14 protein-coding genes are annotated in these 17080 nt (G+C 60.7%); 8 read left to right on the top strand and 6 right to left on the bottom strand.

What is annotated here, in order from left to right; translation table 11 throughout:
* Window positions 1–289: hypothetical protein (locus tag OXC99_10915; protein ID MCY4625494.1), on the top strand; the 289-nt coding region annotated here is incomplete at its 5' end.
* 1429 nt (window positions 290–1718) lie between these two features.
* A complete protein-coding gene (locus OXC99_10910; protein MCY4625493.1) occupies window positions 1719–2273 on the top strand; it encodes a hypothetical protein in 555 nt (184 codons plus the stop codon).
* 84 nt (window positions 2274–2357) lie between these two features.
* On the opposite strand, the gene OXC99_10905 is transcribed toward OXC99_10910, so the two are convergent.
* The 4 genes from OXC99_10905 to OXC99_10890 all read right to left on the bottom strand — a co-directional run bounded on the left by OXC99_10905 (window position 2358) and on the right by OXC99_10890 (window position 7127).
* On the bottom strand, window positions 2358–3062 hold the full coding sequence (locus OXC99_10905) for a hypothetical protein (GenBank protein ID MCY4625492.1): 705 nt from the start codon (window positions 3060–3062) through the stop codon (window positions 2358–2360).
* 14 nt (window positions 3063–3076) lie between these two features.
* Window positions 3077–4243: a DNA adenine methylase gene (locus OXC99_10900; GenBank protein MCY4625491.1), complete on the bottom strand. Its 1167-nt coding sequence runs from the start codon at window positions 4241–4243 to the stop codon at window positions 3077–3079.
* A 351-nt stretch (window positions 4244–4594) separates the two neighbouring features.
* Window positions 4595–5101 (bottom strand): hypothetical protein, encoded by a 507-nt coding sequence (locus OXC99_10895; GenBank protein MCY4625490.1) that lies wholly within the window; start codon window positions 5099–5101, stop codon window positions 4595–4597.
* A gap of 379 nt (window positions 5102–5480) precedes the next feature.
* On the bottom strand, window positions 5481–7127 hold the full coding sequence (locus tag OXC99_10890) for a thiamine pyrophosphate-requiring protein (protein ID MCY4625489.1): 1647 nt from the start codon (window positions 7125–7127) through the stop codon (window positions 5481–5483).
* A 218-nt stretch (window positions 7128–7345) separates the two neighbouring features.
* Here OXC99_10890 and lhgO point away from each other — a divergent pair, with 218 nt between their 5' ends.
* From lhgO to vsr, 6 genes are all read left to right on the top strand, one after another.
* A complete protein-coding gene (lhgO, locus tag OXC99_10885; GenBank protein MCY4625488.1) occupies window positions 7346–8563 on the top strand; it encodes an L-2-hydroxyglutarate oxidase in 1218 nt (405 codons plus the stop codon).
* Between the two features lie 135 nt (window positions 8564–8698).
* Entirely contained in the window at window positions 8699–10012 is a 1314-nt protein-coding gene (locus OXC99_10880; protein MCY4625487.1) for a Rieske 2Fe-2S domain-containing protein, read from the top strand.
* 234 nt (window positions 10013–10246) lie between these two features.
* Window positions 10247–11557: a Rieske 2Fe-2S domain-containing protein gene (locus OXC99_10875; GenBank protein ID MCY4625486.1), complete on the top strand. Its 1311-nt coding sequence runs from the start codon at window positions 10247–10249 to the stop codon at window positions 11555–11557.
* An 88-nt stretch (window positions 11558–11645) separates the two neighbouring features.
* A complete protein-coding gene (locus tag OXC99_10870; protein ID MCY4625485.1) occupies window positions 11646–12734 on the top strand; it encodes a hypothetical protein in 1089 nt (362 codons plus the stop codon).
* Window positions 12731–13696: a hypothetical protein gene (locus OXC99_10865; protein ID MCY4625484.1), complete on the top strand. Its 966-nt coding sequence runs from the start codon at window positions 12731–12733 to the stop codon at window positions 13694–13696. Before OXC99_10870 ends, OXC99_10865 begins: the two co-directional genes overlap by 4 nt.
* Window positions 13693–15120 carry a DNA mismatch endonuclease Vsr gene (gene vsr, locus OXC99_10860; protein MCY4625483.1) on the top strand — a complete coding sequence of 476 codons (1428 nt, stop codon included), beginning with the start codon at window positions 13693–13695 and terminating at the stop codon, window positions 15118–15120. The genes OXC99_10865 and vsr overlap by 4 nt, the downstream gene beginning before the upstream one ends.
* Window positions 15121–15138: 18 nt before the next feature.
* On the opposite strand, the gene OXC99_10855 is transcribed toward vsr, so the two are convergent.
* Window positions 15139–15939 (bottom strand): aspartate dehydrogenase, encoded by an 801-nt coding sequence (locus OXC99_10855; GenBank protein ID MCY4625482.1) that lies wholly within the window; start codon window positions 15937–15939, stop codon window positions 15139–15141.
* A gap of 105 nt (window positions 15940–16044) precedes the next feature.
* The coding region (locus OXC99_10850; protein MCY4625481.1) for a hypothetical protein at window positions 16045–17080 on the bottom strand (1036 nt) is incomplete at its 5' end.

Raw genomic sequence — 17080 nt, 5'->3', positions numbered from 1 at the left:
TTCGGATCCTGAGGAACGAAAGAAGCTGGTGGAGGGCGTCATCTACCCCGTCTCTCGGGGCCTCATAGGGAACGACCTCGCCAACAAGCTGAACTTTCCTGCTAGCAAATTGCCTTTCCCACTGTTCTTTTACCGGCTCGATCAGCGCATTCAGAAACTGCGAGCGCGATTGCTGAAGGAAGCCCCCAAGAACTTCTCGACGCTCCTGGAAGCTTCGGCCTACGACGACGCCGGCATATCGTACCGGCTGCCCGACCAAGCGCACGCTGAACGTTCCAGCAGGTGGTAACCACCGAACCGGGAAGGCCTGAACCTCGGCCACAGTCCAACGGCTCAGCCGGTCTTCGCACGCAAAGATGCGTGCCCATCCCCTTCCTGTTTTGCTTTCCCGTCGTGGTCTCACTGTACAGCTTGGCGGCACTCTGATGCCCCGTCCAGTAGGCCATCGGCCACATGGCTGCGGCTGCGCCCTGTGGCGAACGGCACCACGAGGGCCTTGCACGACCCACAGTCGGTCCCGCCCTCCAAGTTCGTTGTTCGGCTGCTCCAAGTAGTAGTCCATTCCCACCATGTTGCCGGCTGTGCTGTCGGGCCCGCGGAGGGTTCTATCGCGACGCGCACTCTCGTCGAAAAGGCGCAGTTCCTTAACTTCGTAACTCTTATGGGTTTAGACTACCCACGTCAACGACACGCTTTCATCGGTATTCATTTCCTGCTCTCCCTTCCATGTTTCTGTACTGTTCCCGATACAAGAGACCCACTACAAGGGTGCCCAATCGATCTGAAACGCAAGAGGACCCACATATGGATGATGCGAGCGACCATCCTATCGTTGCAACGGTATCCCCGTGCTTCTGCTCTGGCGTTCCACGCCCCGTACGGCATCGCCGCCAGCGAGTACTTTGGCTCTCTGAGGAGGGGGGACCGTCCCGGCTGGGTGAAGGCGCTGACCTTCGACCCGCTCTCCCGGCGATGGGAGGCCGTCGCACCGTGCGACGTGGTCATCACCGGGGTGAAAGGGATGAATCCGTGCACTGGCCTGCCGGCAAGCAAGAGAAGGTTGAGAAAGGCATCGAGCCGTCCCAATCTGGCCGGTACGTTGAACGCTCTCCGGCGGGTTCGCGGACCGCTTTGGACGTCGATGGCGAGGATCGGGTTACGTTGCTGGCCCCAGTGTTCGTGGGCAGGGACTACTGGTCTTACGCGACCCAGGACGGGATTATCATCCCGTAGACCCTGGAAGCCACCATGGCGGCTAGGCGGCTTCAGTAAGGGACTTGTTGGGTCCTGGGACGCTGGGGACCGGACGAGAGTCAAATCCTAACGACAACCCTCGACGCGATACGCCATGCCTCCGTTGCCTAAGCCACTACAACGACACTGCCCAAGAGTACTTGATGTAGTCGTTCAAGTTGCCTCGCACTTGTCGTCATTCCTGCGAAGGCAGGAATCCAGAACCCCCGCAACCAACCACCGCAGCGCCCCCCACCCCGCCACCGTCATCCCGGCGAATGCCGGGATCCAGAGGCATGGTAGAGCCGTTCGTGCTGAGGGAAATCGAAGCATGAACCGGAGGCCGCAGACCCCACGGGGCGCAGCATCCCCCCAACCCCTCATACCGGCGCAAGCATGCCCCGTACCCCGATACGGGGCCGGTATCCACACGAAGGCCGCGCCCCCAATGGACACGGCCCGCCCCCTCCCGTATCGTGCCCCGTATGAACGCCGAAGAGCTCATCATCGCCACCGTCCGCATCGGCGGTGCCCTCCTCGTCCTCCGATGGGCCTTCGCCGGCTCCATCGCCGCCATCCTCATCGACTTCTCCGACCTCTTCATGATGAACCTGCTCGACCTCGGCGGCGTCCGCAACTACCAGGCCCTCGACAAGTGGCTCGACCTCGCCTACATGCTCACCTTCCTCTGGGTCGCCCTCCGATGGAGCGGCCCGCCCCGCACGATCGCCGCCGCCCTCTTCGCCTACCGCATCGTCGGCGTCATAACCTTCGAGCTCGTCGCCGACCGCACCGTCCTCCTCTTCTTCCCCAACGTCTTCGAGTTCTGGTTCGTCTTCGTAGCCGCCGCCCGCCACTACAAGCCCAACTACGAGATGACCTGGCGCCGAAGCCTCCTCTGGCTAATCCCCCTGACAGCCCTCAAAGAGTTCCAGGAATACGCCCTGCACGGCGCCAAATGGCTGGACAACTACAGAGCCACAGACGTAGTAGTAGCCTGGTGGGACTGGGTAGTGGACCTGAGGTGGCTCGGTAGGTGAGTGGGTACGATGGGAGCAGTCTTAGACAACAATTGCTGTACGCAATACGAGCAGGGGAGTAATCCTAGGTGATGTTCCTTTCAGCTATGTCTTTTCGAACCGTGCCGCACCGTACTTTGAGAAATAGTAGTAGATGCTCCTTTGCGCGATCTCCAGCATAATTGATTTCATTTCTTCAAATGTCCATGCTTCCTCGCGAAAGAAGAAGCTTCCTCGGTTAAATTGCCCCTGAGTCCCTTCGTTTACAATGTGAATTTGATTGAGTTGACCGAACATGCCAATTGTAACTACTCTGTCTCGGATGCTACTGTCCTCTCTAAAGTCATATCCGTAGCCAAAGCAAACAAACGGAAAGATAGACTCAGCCAATAGTGCGGTTCTTAGCCCAATAACGTTCTTCCCTAGTCTCTCTATCGCATTGCCCTTAGCTTGAATGGGTTTGCCTTCTTTGAGTCGGAGATCATTGGTGCCCTGATTCTTGACTTCTACAATGAGGATTGGGTAAAAACGCCCATTATCGTCTTCTATGGACAGGATCCCGCCATCAGGCCGCATATTGGAACTCTCAAAGGTGTAGTAAAACTCAACTTCTGGGAAAGCTGTTCGCAACCGGGCCACAATATCTGCTAGTTTCCAATCCTTTTCATGGTGGTAACGCAGTGAGAAAATGCCTTCAAGCGACGCAACGACACTTTTCAGCGCCTTGCCTAGGGTTTCCTCTTGCTTCTTAGAGGAGAGATTAATGACGGTGCCTGTGCGTTGCTCACGCAATTGGTCTTTTCGGGCCATTGGCACACCTCAACTTACCTGCGTTCGACCAGAAACAATTGCTCCGTTACGTGGATATCTCGATCTCTGAGGTTGCGGCTTCCTCGGAAAGTATTGTAAGGAAGCTCCAACACGTCCACCGTTCCAACTTCCTGAAGAATAGATATCATCTCTTGAGGACTGATGAATCCTTCGTTGTTGAAGGAGATCAAAAGGAAACTGGTGTCGACTGTTTGCACTAGTTGCCTAAATCGAACCAGAGACCGTGTGCGCACATTGTAATCGGAGCGACGCCAATTGATGGGGATTCCTGAAACCTTGCTAATGTGCTCAGGTCTTTCATAATGAACCAAAAGGTTCAGCATGAAGTAGTTAGCCCCATAAGGATGTTGGTTGTATGGAGGATCAATATAGACTAGATCCAAATTCCTACAGCTCCTTACTGTTTCGTTTGCGTCTTGCCTCAAGACTTGGACATCGCATTCGTATCGGCTCAAGATCGGAGGAACTAGTTTAATCGTGGCTCTAATCCTGCTCAGGGCATCGCCCTTTGTTCCTCCAAACTGTCCAACTTTGGTGACACTGTTTTTGTAGAAGCCCTTGAATACTCCCGCTGTATTCGCGTGTATTGACGCCTCACTAAGTAAGGGAGCCAATAGCAAGTCCTTGTGCTCAGGCGTTACTTCCTCCATTAGCCGGCGGTAGTTGTCTAGTCTCTTTGCATTCTCTTTCGTGTAAAAGACTCTGTCCTCCTTTGTGATGTGGTCTTCATCCCTCGGAGCGTACAATTCTTCTATGAACCCTCTTCCGAAACAGTGTCTATCCACTCTGTCGTTCAAGTCGTTGATTTCGCTCAGGAGCAAAGGCCAATTGACACTACTACTGTTCCGCAAGTAGCAACGTCCAACCACAGCGGCGTAGTCTTCAATGTCATTCGAGATTATGAAGGATGCTTGGCTCTTTAGGTACCTGGACACTATGCCAGAGCCTGCAAAGGCATCAAGAATCCGCAGATGCTTCTTTCCCAGTCGCTCTTTCACCTTGTCAACGGCGCGACCAATATGGCCCAGAAGCGTACGCTTGTTGCCGATGTAGGTCAGGAGTTGCTTGGTGAGGAAAGCTGGGTCTTCCGCCTCAACACCGTAGTCCCACAAGGGCATCTGGGTTTCGGGAACAAATGCAGTGCCTTGTTGTCGTGACAACGATCTGCTCCTTAATGCAGTACTACTACGCTGGTTGTATTCTTCGCGAGGGTCGTAGCATTAGCTTCTCGACCATCTACATCGTAATGTTCTGAGTAGCCAGTTGCCATACCCTATTTGGTGCTCAGCGCGAAGGATATCGCTGACTTGGTGCTCTAAAGCTAAACTATCCGATTAAGCGCGAATCTCCCGTCCCTAACCCCGAAGCATCCCCCACCCCCAACCCCTCATACCGGCGAATGCCGGTATCCAGAGGCATGGCGGGGCCGTTCGTGCTGAGGGAAATCGAAGCATGAACGGCCGCTCCCCGCCCCGTTCGCCCTGAGCCTGTCGAAGGGCGTCACCCCCCGATCACCCCGCCCCCGGCGCGCCGTCGTCCTCCGACACCTCGCCGTCGCCCTCCGCCACCCCGTCGCCCTCCGACGCCCCGTCGACAAACTTCCCCAGCCCAAACGCAGCGCCGAAGCTATTCACCATTCCTGCGAGTCTCCCGGCAAGGTCATCCTCCGTCGGCCCAAAGTACTTGCGCTGCACCTTCGTCACCCGGGCAATCACGTCCGCCGCCCGCCCCAATTGAATCGCCGTGGCGTTGGGGTCCTCAAGCATGCGGCCCAACTTGTATCGAAGGATGCTGAGTTCATTGTCCAGCCCCTCAATCCGGCTCGCCTCCTTCAGCTTCCGCCGTTCCTTGGGCAATAGGAAGGACGAGTAGAACCCGTGCTTCCGCGCGTTCGCGTTGCCGGGCTGACCGCCGGACCGCCGCTTCGGCGTCCTCCGAGGCGACTTGTCAGGTGTCCTGCCGAGCGTGTTGTCAGGCGTCTTGTCGGGCGTGTTGTCGGGTGTGTTGTTCGTCTCCATGCACCAAGTCTGGAGAACCGCCTGCCCTTCCCGCAACATCCCCGTGTCAGTCCCCCGAAATCTCGGCGACTCTGCCATCTACCCCTGGCGCACTCGCTTTTCGAGCCGCTACCCTTCCCCCATGCGAACGCTCACCAACGCCTACCCACAATCGCCCGGCACGGCCAGTGGCCCCCGGCACAGCAGCACGAAAATGTCGAAAAAGTCGGCTTTTCGTAACTCGTCGGCGGCTGGACTCGCCCCGAAGGCCGCCAACCGTGTTCAATTGAGTCGTATCTGTCGAGGGCCCTTTGGTAGGGGACTCGTTCTGCAGAACTTCACTTGGAGCGACTCGAATCGAATCGAACCCACCCCCGCCAGCCCCCCGGCGCGAGCCCCGTTACAGCGCTCGCCGGTGCGAGAACCGCGTCTCCGCCGACGTGATGAACTCCAGCAGCACCGCCTGCCCCTGCTCCTCCGTGACCCGCCGCGCCCGCTGGAACGCCGGCCCCACGTCGTCCGGGTCCGTCACCCGCTCGGCGTACGCCCCAAGCGCCCGTCCGATGTCCGCGTACTGCCCGCCCAGGTCCCGCGCCTTGTACCGTTCGTGGGAGGAGATCATGTTCCGGTTCTCGATGGCCATCGTCCCGTTGTTGAACACCACGGTGATGATGGGCGCCTCGGCCCGCACCGCCGTCTCGACGTCCAGCCCCGTCATCCCGAAGGCCGCGTCGCCCATGACGTTGATGCACACCTTCCCCGGCTCCGCCAGCTTCGCCCCGATGGTCAGCCCCAGCCCCGTCCCAAGCCCGTGCGACTTCCCCCAGCCCAGGTAGCTGCGAGGTACCGGCGCCAGGTAGAACGGCAGCATCTGGTCCCGCGGGCTGCCCGAGTCGTGCGTCACGATGGCCTCCGACGGCGGGATGGCCCGCTGCATCTCGTGGATCACCCGGTACGGGTTGATCGGCGTCTCCCCGGACGTCAGCACCGGCGACCACTCCGCCATCCACGCGTCCCGCACCTCTGCCAGCTCCGCCGCCACGTTGTTGTCCCGCGCCGCCGAAGTCCCCCGGACCTCCGCCACCGCCTCCGCCAGTTGTGCCAGCGTCAGCTTTGCGTCGCCCAGGATCGGGTACGCGGCAGGGTAGCTCTTGTTGAGGTCGGCCTCGTCGTTGGTGGCGTGGATGACCGTCTTGCCCTGCGGCACCGTGATGGACATCGGGTGCCGCGTCAGGCTCGCCCCGACGGCCAATACCACGTCGGCGTCGGCCATCGCCCGGTACCCCAACGGCGACATGACCGTAGCCACCGTGCCGCCCGACAGCGGGTGGTCCTCCGGGAAAGCGCTCTTCCCCAGCATTGTCGTCACGACGGGTATCTGCAGCATCTCCGCCAGCGCCACGAGCTCGTCCGTCGCCTCCGCGTACAGCACGCCCTGCCCGGCGAAGATCACTGGCCGCTCCGCCTCGACGAGCGCCCGGGCAGCCGCCAGCACGTCTCGCGGGTCCGCCGCCGACCGCGTCGCCGCGACGGCCGAGTAGTCGTCGCACACGTCCCCGATGTCCACGTCCAGAATGTCCGCCGCAACCTCGACCATCACCGGCCCCGGCTTCCCGTGCCGTATCCGGCTGAACGCCCGCCGCATGACCTCCGGCAGCCGGTGCGGGTGGTCCAGCCGCTCCACCCACTTGGTCACCGCGTTGTAGCTCTCCTGCGAGCTGAAGATCGGCGGCACCCCCGCAATCGCGCTCGCCTGCCCCAGCGGGATCAGCAGCATCGGCGTCGAGTCCGAGTACGCCGTCGCGACGCCCGCAAAGGCGTTCTCCGCCCCCGGCCCGTACTGCATCGCGAACACCGCCGGCCGCCGACCGTTCGTCACCCGGGCAAACCCATCCGCAATCCCGACGCCCACCCGCTCCTGTCGGCATATCACCGGCCGCATCCCCACAGAAGCCGCCGCGTCAATGACAGACGTAGTCGGGAAGCAGCTAAGAAACTCCACCTTCTCCCGCTGCAAAATGTCGATGATGGCGTCAACAGTCTTCATAGCAGCCTCCACATATCTAGATCGTGCAACAACGCGGGCATTGTAGCGCACAGCGGCGTCCCGGTGTGGGCGCCCCCGTCCGAGACCCCAGCCACCCCCCACCCTCCATACCGGCGAAAGCCGGTATCCATGGGTGGGCCGGGATAGTTTGTTGACGCCCCCCGCAGCCCTCTGCTACGTTGGGCCATCTCTTTCGCAGCCTCTCGAGGTGAACGGCAATGGCTGACTACACCTACGACGTAGCGGTCGTCGGCGGCGGCATCCTCGGCGTCGCGACGGCCATGGAGCTCGTCCACCGCCACCCCCGGCTGCGCGTCGGCGTCCTGGAGAAGGAAGACCGCCTCGCCGCCCACCAGACGGGCCACAACAGCGGCGTCATCCACTCCGGCATCTACTACAAACCCGGCTCGCTGAAGGCCCAGAACTGCGTGACGGGCTCGAAGTCCCTGATGGAGTTCTGCGACGAGGCCGGCGTCGCCTACGAGCTCTGCGGCAAGGTCATCGTCGCCACCCGAGAGGACGAGCTCGGCCGCCTCGACGACCTCTACGAGCGAGGCGTCGCCAACGGCGTCCCCGGCCTCGAGATGATCGGCCCCGAGCGCCTGAAGGAGATCGAGCCCCACTCGGCCGGCATCCGCGCCCTCTGGTCGCCCAACACCGGCATCGTCGACTACACGGAGGTCACGGAAGCCTACGCCCGCCGCTTCCAGGAGAACGGCGGCGACGTCCTCATGGGCGCGAAGGTCGAGGACGTCTCGCAGGACACCGACGGCGCCATCACCGTCGAGACCACCCGCGGCGACGTGTCGGCGCGCTACCTCGTCAACTGCGCTGGCCTCTACGCCCACACCATCGCGTCAAAGATGGGCGCCCCGTACGACATGCGCATCATCCCCTTCCGTGGCGAGTACTACACCCTGACGCCCGAGGGCGCGTCCCTTGTGCGAGGCCTCATCTACCCCGTGCCGGACCCCCGCTTCCCCTTCCTCGGCGTCCACTTCACCAAGGGCATCCACGGAGGCGTCGAGGCCGGCCCAAACGCCGTGCTCGCCTTCGCCCAGGAGGGCTACACCAAGTTCAAGGTGAACATCGGCGAGACTCTGGCGACGCTCGGATTCCCCGGCTTCTGGGGCATGGCGGGCCGCTATTGGAAGACGGCCTTCCAGGAGTACTACCGCTCATTCAGCAAGGGCGCCTTCACCCGGTCGCTGCAGCGTCTCGTGCCGGAGGTGGAGTCGCGCCACCTCGGCGAGGGCGGCGCTGGCGTCCGCGCCCAGGCCGTCGAGCGCACCGGCGCCCTCGTTGACGACTTCCGCATCACCGTGACGGGCAACGCCATCCACGTCCGCAACGCCCCATCGCCGGGCGCGACGGCATCGCTGTCGATAAGCAAGGGCATTGTGGACATGGCGGATGAGGCGTTTACACTGGGATGACAGACTTGCAGCCTCCCGATGGCGCAGGGCACGGTCGGCATAGCATTGCCGCGCGAGGCCGTTCGCTCCCTTGACACCCCCTCGCGCCGACGCTATAGCTATTCGCAACGGCAATTACTGGCCAGGAGGATATGGATGTTAACCCGTGAAGAGAACGACATGCTCACCCAGACGGGCCGAGGCACGCCTATGGGCGAGCTGTTCCGGCGGTTCTGGATGCCCGCATGCCTGTCGGAGGAGATACCCTCGGCGGACTGCCCGCCGGTACGCGTGAACCTGCTCGGCGAGAAACTCATCGCCTTCCGCGACAGCAACGGCACACCCGCCCTCGTCGATGCCTACTGCCCGCACCGCGGCGCGCCGCTCTTCTTCGGCCGCAACGAAGAGTGCGGGATCCGCTGCGTCTACCACGGCTGGAAGTTCGACGCATCGGGCGCCTGCGTCGACATGCCAAACACGCCGGAGGGCGAGACCTATAAGGAGAAGGTGACCCTCACGGCATACCCCTGCTTCGACGCCGCCGGAATGGTGTGGGCCTACCTCGGCCCAAGGGACCGCACACCGCCGAGGCCCGGCTTCGATTGGATGAGCCTGCCCGAGGGCCAGACCTACGTGCGCAAGTACCACCTCCGCTGCAACTACTTCCAAGCGCTCGAGGGCGACTACGACCCGAGCCATGCCGCCTTCCTGCACATGACCCGCGACCTCGCGACGCCCAGCGCCATTCAGGACGCCGCCCCGACGCTCGGCTCCCTGCTCGGTAACCGCAGCTTCCTCCGAATGAAGTACGTGTCCTACGAGGAGACGGACTTCGGCATGCTCCAGATCGCGGCAACGCCGGAGGCAGACGGCACGCAGACCGTGTCGGCGAGCACCTTCTACTTCCCCTGCTTCAGCTCCGCCGGCATTGCGGGCCCCGGCGTCTACTCCAGCAACATGCGCATCCCCATCGACGATGAGAGCTGCTACATGTACCGCTTCCGCTGGAGCTACGAGCCCTTCACCGAGAAGCAGCGGCAGACCGACCTCTACGGCGGATTCACGTACCCGGAGCAGATCCCGGGCACGTTCATGGCCGTCGAGAACAAGGACAACGACTACCTTGTGGACCGCATCCTGCAGAAGAACTACTCCTACACCGGCATCAAGTCCTTCCCCATCCAGGACCTCGCGCTGGTCGAGGACCAGTGGGGCCCCCGCGCAGACCGCTCGCTCGAGCACCTGGTCACGAGCGACGAGCCGCTCATGCGCGTGCGCCGTCGCCTGCTGAAGGCGGCGCGAGAGCTGCAGGAGGGCCAGGAGCCGCCGGGGCCGCACAACCCCGAGAGCTTCTCCATCCACACGGCCCGGGTGAGCCTGCCGGGAGACGTGCCGGCCGTTGAGGCCATCGAGCAGATCAAGGAGCTGACGCACGGGCCGACGGCGTCTCCACGCATCCACGCGGCCTAGAAAACCGTTCGCCCTGAGGGAAATCGAAGCCTGTCCTGAGGCCCTCGAAGGGGGTGAACGAGGGGGCGGGGCCTTCGGGTCTCGCCCCCTTTGTTGTGGGGCGCATTGCTTCAATCCGTTCGCCCTGACCCTGTCGAAGGGGGTCCCGCGGACGGAGGGTATGCCATGACGCCTTGCGAGCACTGGGGATTTCGATATAGCCTAGCTGCGAGTTCATTACTAAGGGGGAATTGGATGCTCAGCCGCGAAGAAAACGACATGCTCACTCAAACCGGGGTAGGAACGCCGATGGGCGAGCTGTTCCGCCGGTTCTGGCTGCCCGCGCTGCTCTCGGAGGAGATCCCGTCGGCCGACTGCCCGCCCGTGCGCGTGAAACTGCTCGGCGAGAACCTCATCGCATTCCGGGACTCGAACGGCACGCCAGGCCTCGTCGACGCCTACTGCCCGCACCGGGGCGCTCCACTTTTCTTCGGACGAAACGAAGAGTGCGGCATCCGGTGCGTCTACCACGGCTGGAAGTTCGACGTCGATGGCAACTGCGTTGATCTGCCGAACTCGCCGGAGGGTGAAACCTACAAGGACAAGGTGCGCGTGAAGGCGTACCCGTGCTTCGACGCGGCGGGCATGGTGTTCGCCTACCTCGGGCCGCAGGACCCGCCGCCGCCCCCGCCGGGCTTCGACTGGATGGATTTGCCTGACGACCGCACCTACGTCCGCAAGTACCACCTCCGCTGCAACTACATGCAAGCCATGGAGGGCGACTACGACCCGAGCCACGGCGCCTTCCTGCACATGACCCGCGACCGCGCCATGCCGGGCACCATCCAGGACGCCTCCCCCGCGCTGGGCGCGCTCTTCGGCGACCAGCGGTTCATGCGGATGTCCTTCCTGTTTGAGGAGACGGACTACGGGATGCGGCAGATATCGCTGACCCCGGAGTCCAGCGGGACGCAGATGGCGCTGGTGAACAACTTCTTCTTCCCCAGCTTTAGCTCCGCGGGCATCGCTGGCCCCGGCGTCTACTGCAGCAACATGCGCATCCCCATCGACGACGAGAGCTGCTACATGTACCGCTTCCGCTGGAGCTATGAGCCCTTCACCGAGCACCAGCGCAACCAGGACCGCTTCGGCGGCTTCACGTATCCGGAGCAAATTCCGGGCTCGTTCATGGCCGTCGAGAACAAGGACAACGACTACAACGTCGACCGGCTGTTGCAGAAGAACTTCTCGTACACCGGCATCAAGTCCTTCCCCATCCAGGACCTCGCCCTCGTCGAGGACCAGTGGGGCCCCCGCGCCGACCGCAGCCGCGAGCACCTCGTGCGCACGGACGAGTCAATGATCCGCGTCCGCCAGCGCATGCTCAAAGCCGCCCGAGAGCTCCAGGAAGGCCAGGAACCCCAAGGCCCCAACAACCCGGAGGCCTTCCGCACCCACTCCGTCCGCACCTCCCTCCCCAGCGACCTCACCAACGCGGAAATCATGGAGCGCATGAAAGAACTCTCCGTCGGTCCAACCTACGGCCCCGGCATCCACGCCGTGTAGGTGGTAATGCGATAAGAGACTCCTCCAAGTAGGGTGTGCTATCTTAGGGAACGTCAATTTCGGAGAATGAATCATAGGAAGGTGGAGCATGCCCGGAGAAGACTACCAAGAGGTTCTCCTCAGCAGCATCCATCTTGATCCAGATAACCCTCGGTTGCCGCGTGACCGTGATTGGGAGTTGGAGCCCGAGGGTGATCTCCTCCGTGAATTCTTACAGCGCTACAATCTGATTGAATTAGCACGCTCGATTGCAGACAAGGGATTCACACCCCGTCACGCCGAGGCCCTATTGGTAGTTGAGAGTCCCCCGGAATCTGGCGAGTATGTAACCGTTGAAGGAAATCGCCGGTTAGCCACCCTAAAGTTGTTGACGAGCGCTGAGCACCGGCGGGCTGCCGGTATTTCAAGCTCGGAATGGGCGGATTTAGTAGAGGAGGCGTCTGACTTAGATTTGAGTCACGTTCCAGTAATCGTCTATCAAGACCGTAATGATTTAGATGATTACTTGGGATTCCGTCACATCACCGGACCGAAACCATGGCGGCCAGAAGCAAAGGCTCGCTTCATTGCAAAATTGCTTCGTGAAGGCGAAACCATTAAGGATGTAGCCAGGCGCATCGGGTCAAATCAACGTACTGTTCGCCGGTATGCAGAGGCCATTGCCGTATTCCGACAAGCAGAAGACTCAGGAATTCCCATGGATCAGGTTGAAGCTAAATTCGGTGTGTTCTACAACGCTCTAGATCCGCAGGGAATCCGCGATTTCATTGGTCTTGGACGTCAGGCGGAAATTGAGGGATTGCCGGACTCACCTATCCCTTCTGAATATATGGACAATCTACGCCACCTTGTAGAACTCTTGTGTGGAGATTCCACAACTGAACTTCGGCGGGCGATTAAGGACTCAAGAGAGCTAAGCAAGCTCAGCGAAGTACTAGCCAACCCTCGGGCAAGGGCCAACCTTCTAAGGGATAGGGACCTTGAACGCGCTTGGCGCGTCAGCGGTGGTGGCCGCAACGAACTTCTAGGCCTTCTCGCTGACCTGCATTCGCGACTAGCAGAAGTCAATGGCAAGGCGACAGAATACGCTGATGACGAAGAAGTGAAATCAGAAGTTGGCCGGATTTACCGTGTGGTGTTGGACATGGCATTCAGGTACAAGATCGAGCTCTCTTGATGTTTGAATTGCCTCCTCTCCGTAATGACCCCAAGCATGATGCAATTCGACTGGCTGATTGGGTAGAAGTCAATCTAATCATGTATGAGGCGCAGTACTTGTCAGTTATTGACGTTACCGATGAGGTCGCAAGGACACCACCTGACAATTCTGATGACAGCGAGAACAGAGGCTCGGATGAGGCCGAATTCAAATCAGGCTACTGGGAAGCTGTAGAACAATTAGCCGATTCTGCCTATCAGGAATTACTCGAGCGTGCACAGTGTCTAAAGGACTACTACCCACTAAGCGTAAGTCGCGGTGTGGCTCAACTAGAGAATGCAACCTTAGCCTGTGATTTGTATCAATTCTTGGTGCTTCTTAGGGCACGACAACTCTATCCCAACGCTTTAGGTGACGACGGTCAGGAGTCAGGATTTCTCTTCGAGAAGCTAGCAGTTTATGCCATCAGCGCATACTTGGGTTCTGGCCCCGAACATCGAGTGAGATTTGGAGTAGCGGGGGGCTACCGAGGGGGGAAGTTGCCATTACCGGTAACTGAGGCGGCTGAAGAACTCAGTGGTCGCATGCATGAAAGGCCAGTTGTCTTTTCCGCAGCCGATACGCGCGACTTTGGGGGGGATGCAATTTCTTGGAAGCCATTCCTTGATCGCAGGCCAGGTCAACTTGCAGTTATAGGACAAGCCACAATCTCAGAGGGCGCGTGGAAGGATGATCAACCTGCAAAGCGCTGGACTGAAAGGAGAATCGTTGGATTCCTTGCAAGGCCGATAACGGCTGTCGCCTTCCCTGAGACTCTATCTTTGACATCCACAGATGAACTTAATGGTTCTGACTTCTCAAGCATCCCCTTCGACCGCATCCGACTATTGCATGTACTCCAAGATAGCGATTTGCCAAATGAACTGGTGCAGCGACTTAAGGACTGGGTTCAGACATTTGTTCAAAGGTTGCCACGGTGACGACAGTGAAGTTCAGACCTAGTAGTTGGACAAACGACCTAAATGCCTCCCTTAGGCGGAGAGACTCAATCGGGCTGAAGGTTCTCGATCTCTTTTGTGGCGCAGGTGGCCTCTCTCTGGGATTTTGGGCACGAGGGTTCGAGGTTGAAGGCATCGACTACAACCGAGACGCGGCAACAACATTCTCGCAAAACTTAGGCAAGGCAACGTGCGCTAACATAAATGAAACGCTTGAATTTCCAGAGGCTGACATCTTGGTTGCAGGTCCACCTTGTCAGCCTTGGAGCCGTGCCGGAAAACGCATGGGCAAACTTGATGAGAGGGAAGGGCTATCAATCACATCAGCGGCAATTGAAAAGTTACATCCCTCCGTGGTGGTAATCGAAAACGTTCCTGAACTGGCAAGGTCAAGTAAGCGAGATCATCTTGACCAGCTAGAGGCTGAACTCTATAAGCTTGGCTACAATGTGGAAGAAGTCGTCTTGAATGCCGCACATTATGGAGTCCCACAGAATCGACGGAGGTTGTTTGTCTTTGGAACCTTGGGGCCTTCGCTCATTCCCCTGCCACAACCAAATCCAGAAACTGTAAATGTGCGCCAAGCCATTCCGGGGACATTTTGGCGTGAGTCACGTCGTGCGAAATTCCTGTCTGATAGCATGAACGCCTATGTTGAACGGTATGAGCATGCCTCGGGCTGTCGTGTACCTCGTGATTTACATCTGGATCGACCGGCTCGCACACTAACTGTACGAAACCTAAGCGGTGAAACTGGAGATATGATGCGCCTCCGCCTCCCCGATGGTCGCCGCAGGACGCTGACAACGAAGGAAGCAGCCCGATTGCAGTCTTTTCCAGACTGGTATCATTTTTCCGGTTCAGAACGCAGCAGATTTGAGCAGATTGGCAATGCCGTGCCTCCTCTATTGGCGCTTGCAATTGCCGACTCCGTGGCTAAGAGTTTCCCTGATCTATCCTTTGAAAGGGAGATGCTGAATACAGGTTATCCAGTCGCGTCTAGCTTGGCGGCGCGTGCGACCATGCGGGCAAACAAGCGGCGAGACACACTTCCTGAGCGCCGCTTGCGCTCTGCTCTTCATCAAGCTGGTTGGAGATTCAGGGTTGACCTACGCTTGGACACTGGTGAACGCAAAGTCCGCCCAGACATCGTATTCCCTCGTCGGCGCGTCGCGATTTTCATCGACGGGTGCTTTTGGCACGGCTGTTCTGAGCACAGTCAGCGCCCACGCGCAAACGCTCAATACTGGGAGTGCAAGATTCGCGCCAACGTTGAACGGGACAGTACAGATGCCAACGCCCTAGAACAAGCAGGCTGGAGAGTATTGCGAATATGGGAGCACGAACCTTTAATCGACGCAGTTACTGCCGTTGAGACTGTTCTTAACGAGGCTGGGCACCCATAGTGTTGAGAAATTCCTGCCCTACGTCCCAATCTGCAACGGGCTCGCCAAATTCTGCAGCGTCCGGATGATGCTCATCACCGTCAGCCGCCCCGTCCGGGGGTTCTCCGTTGGGATGTTCTCGATGTGGATGTGCAGCCGCCCGAACTCGCCCTCAACCTCGATGTCGTGGCAGTTCCGCTCCAGGCCGGGGACGGCCATGATGCGGATTTGCGTCAGGTCGGGGCCGATGCCGGCCAGGCTGACGGCGGCGGACACGTTGACGTTGGCCGGGAAGCCGCGGCACGCCTCGCGAGCGGTGCCGGCGAAGATCTCCGTCTCCTCGGTGTAGCCCAGCACGGAGATGCCGCGGTCGACCAGGTAGGGCGAGCCCTCCAGCGCCTTCAGCGGCTTGCGCGTCGTCATCGTGACGTGGTCGATCCTCCCCGACGACGCCGACTTGATGCCGTCCAGCCCCGCGATCGCGCCCGACGGCGCGTACAGCCGGCAGCCGCGCTCCGCCGCGAGGTCCAGGATGTCTGGGTGGTCGAGCAGCGCGCCGATGCTGATGGCCATCAGGTCCTTGCCCGCCTCAAACGTCTCCCGGGCGAGGTCCGGCACCACCCCCCCGCCCGCCGCCTCGACGACCAGGTCGGCCGTTTCGAGCAGCTCCTCCCGCGAGCAGTAGGGCGGCGGCGACGCAAGCGTCTCGAGGAATTCGAGGGCCGTAGCCTCCGTGCGGCTGGTGACGCCCGCGACGGGCAGGGTGAGCGTCCCCGACTCGCTGGCCTTCAAGAGCGCCTGTCCAACCGCGCCCATCCCGACGATTCCAATGCTTGTCATAACGCATCCTACCCTTTCGCTGTGCTCGCGTGCTGCCGGGCGTAATGTAGCACGGATGGGGAGTGAGTACACCCCACCCCAACGCTGACCCTTACGGAGAAATAGCTACGCTGGCGTGTACTCCGGCGAGTAAGGCCGCTGGTTGTACAGCTCGTCGTGGAGCGCGTCCCGCCAGTGGACGCCGATGGGCAGGACCTTCTCGATGGCACGGAGGCTGTTGATGTCTGTGCCAAGGCCCGGCGGGTCGCCGCCGTCCTCGACGGTGCGCGCAGCCTCCAGCATGATGCGCCGGGCCATGATGATGGCGCGGTCCGTCGTGCCGAGGTGCTCCTTGGTGCGGTCGCAGATGGCGCCCATGCTCTCCTGGACGGCCCGGTCCTGCACGTTCACGCCCTGGATGCCCGTGTAGTTCACCGTGCGCTGCATCTCGCGGTCGATGAAGTAGTCGTTGCCGGCGTTGGCGATGGCGCGGAAGCCGTGGTCGGGGTCGATGTCCTTGTAGAGCTCGTTGCCGCTCCCGTAGAGCTGCTGGTCGCTCTCGGTCAACGGGTCGTCGCCGAAGCTGTAGGTGTAGTTCCACACCATCGTGTGCGTGTCATCGATGGGCACCCAGGCGTGGCCCGATACAATGCGGCGGACCTCGCTGCGCCCGCTGAGCACGGAGCCGAGCTGCGCCGCGCGGAGCTGGTAGAAGGGCATGACGAAGTGGTAGCCGCGCACGAAGACGCCCGCGTCGTCCGGCAGGGGGCGCAGGCCGGCGTAGGTGTAGCCGTAGCCGGTGGGCACGACCTCCACGATAGCGGAGGCCGAGCGCCTGAACGCGGCGTCCCGAGCGCCGATGCCGAATCCGGCCAGCCGCCGGTGCAGGAAAGTGCTGTGCACGGTGTCGATGCCGCCCTCCAGCCCCTGCAGCCACCCCGTCGGCTGGACGACCTTGGTGACGCCCCGGTGCGTCTCCGGCGCCTGCGTCCACTCCATCTGCGGCGTCGGCGGCCTCGCATCGGCCGGCCCCATGTACGTCCACACGATGCCGCCGAACTCTTCGGTCGGGTAGGCCGTGATCTTCACCTTGTCCCTGAAATTGCTCTCGGCGGGCTCAGCGGGCCTGTCGACGCCGTCGCCGTTCCCCTCGCACTCTCCC

The organism is Chloroflexota bacterium (assembly GCA_026713825.1).
GTDB lineage: Bacteria > Chloroflexota > Dehalococcoidia > Lucifugimonadales > UBA1127 > UBA1127.
This window is presented reverse-complemented; position numbering and strand designations above follow the sequence as displayed.

Bases quoted from the DNA above. Each gene is read 5' to 3' on its own strand.
- OXC99_10895 (MCY4625490.1), bottom strand. From the start codon at position 5,101: ATGGAGACGAACAACACACCCGACAACACGCCCGACAAGACGCCTGAC.
- OXC99_10910 (MCY4625493.1), top strand. From the start codon at position 1,719: ATGAACGCCGAAGAGCTCATCATCGCCACCGTCCGCATCGGCGGTGCC.
- OXC99_10855 (MCY4625482.1), bottom strand. From the start codon at position 15,939: ATGACAAGCATTGGAATCGTCGGGATGGGCGCGGTTGGACAGGCGCTC.
- OXC99_10875 (MCY4625486.1), top strand. From the start codon at position 10,247: ATGCTCAGCCGCGAAGAAAACGACATGCTCACTCAAACCGGGGTAGGA.
- OXC99_10880 (MCY4625487.1), top strand. From the start codon at position 8,699: ATGTTAACCCGTGAAGAGAACGACATGCTCACCCAGACGGGCCGAGGC.
- OXC99_10870 (MCY4625485.1), top strand. From the start codon at position 11,646: ATGCCCGGAGAAGACTACCAAGAGGTTCTCCTCAGCAGCATCCATCTT.
- OXC99_10890 (MCY4625489.1), bottom strand. From the start codon at position 7,127: ATGAAGACTGTTGACGCCATCATCGACATTTTGCAGCGGGAGAAGGTG.
- lhgO (MCY4625488.1), top strand. From the start codon at position 7,346: ATGGCTGACTACACCTACGACGTAGCGGTCGTCGGCGGCGGCATCCTC.
- OXC99_10905 (MCY4625492.1), bottom strand. From the start codon at position 3,062: ATGGCCCGAAAAGACCAATTGCGTGAGCAACGCACAGGCACCGTCATT.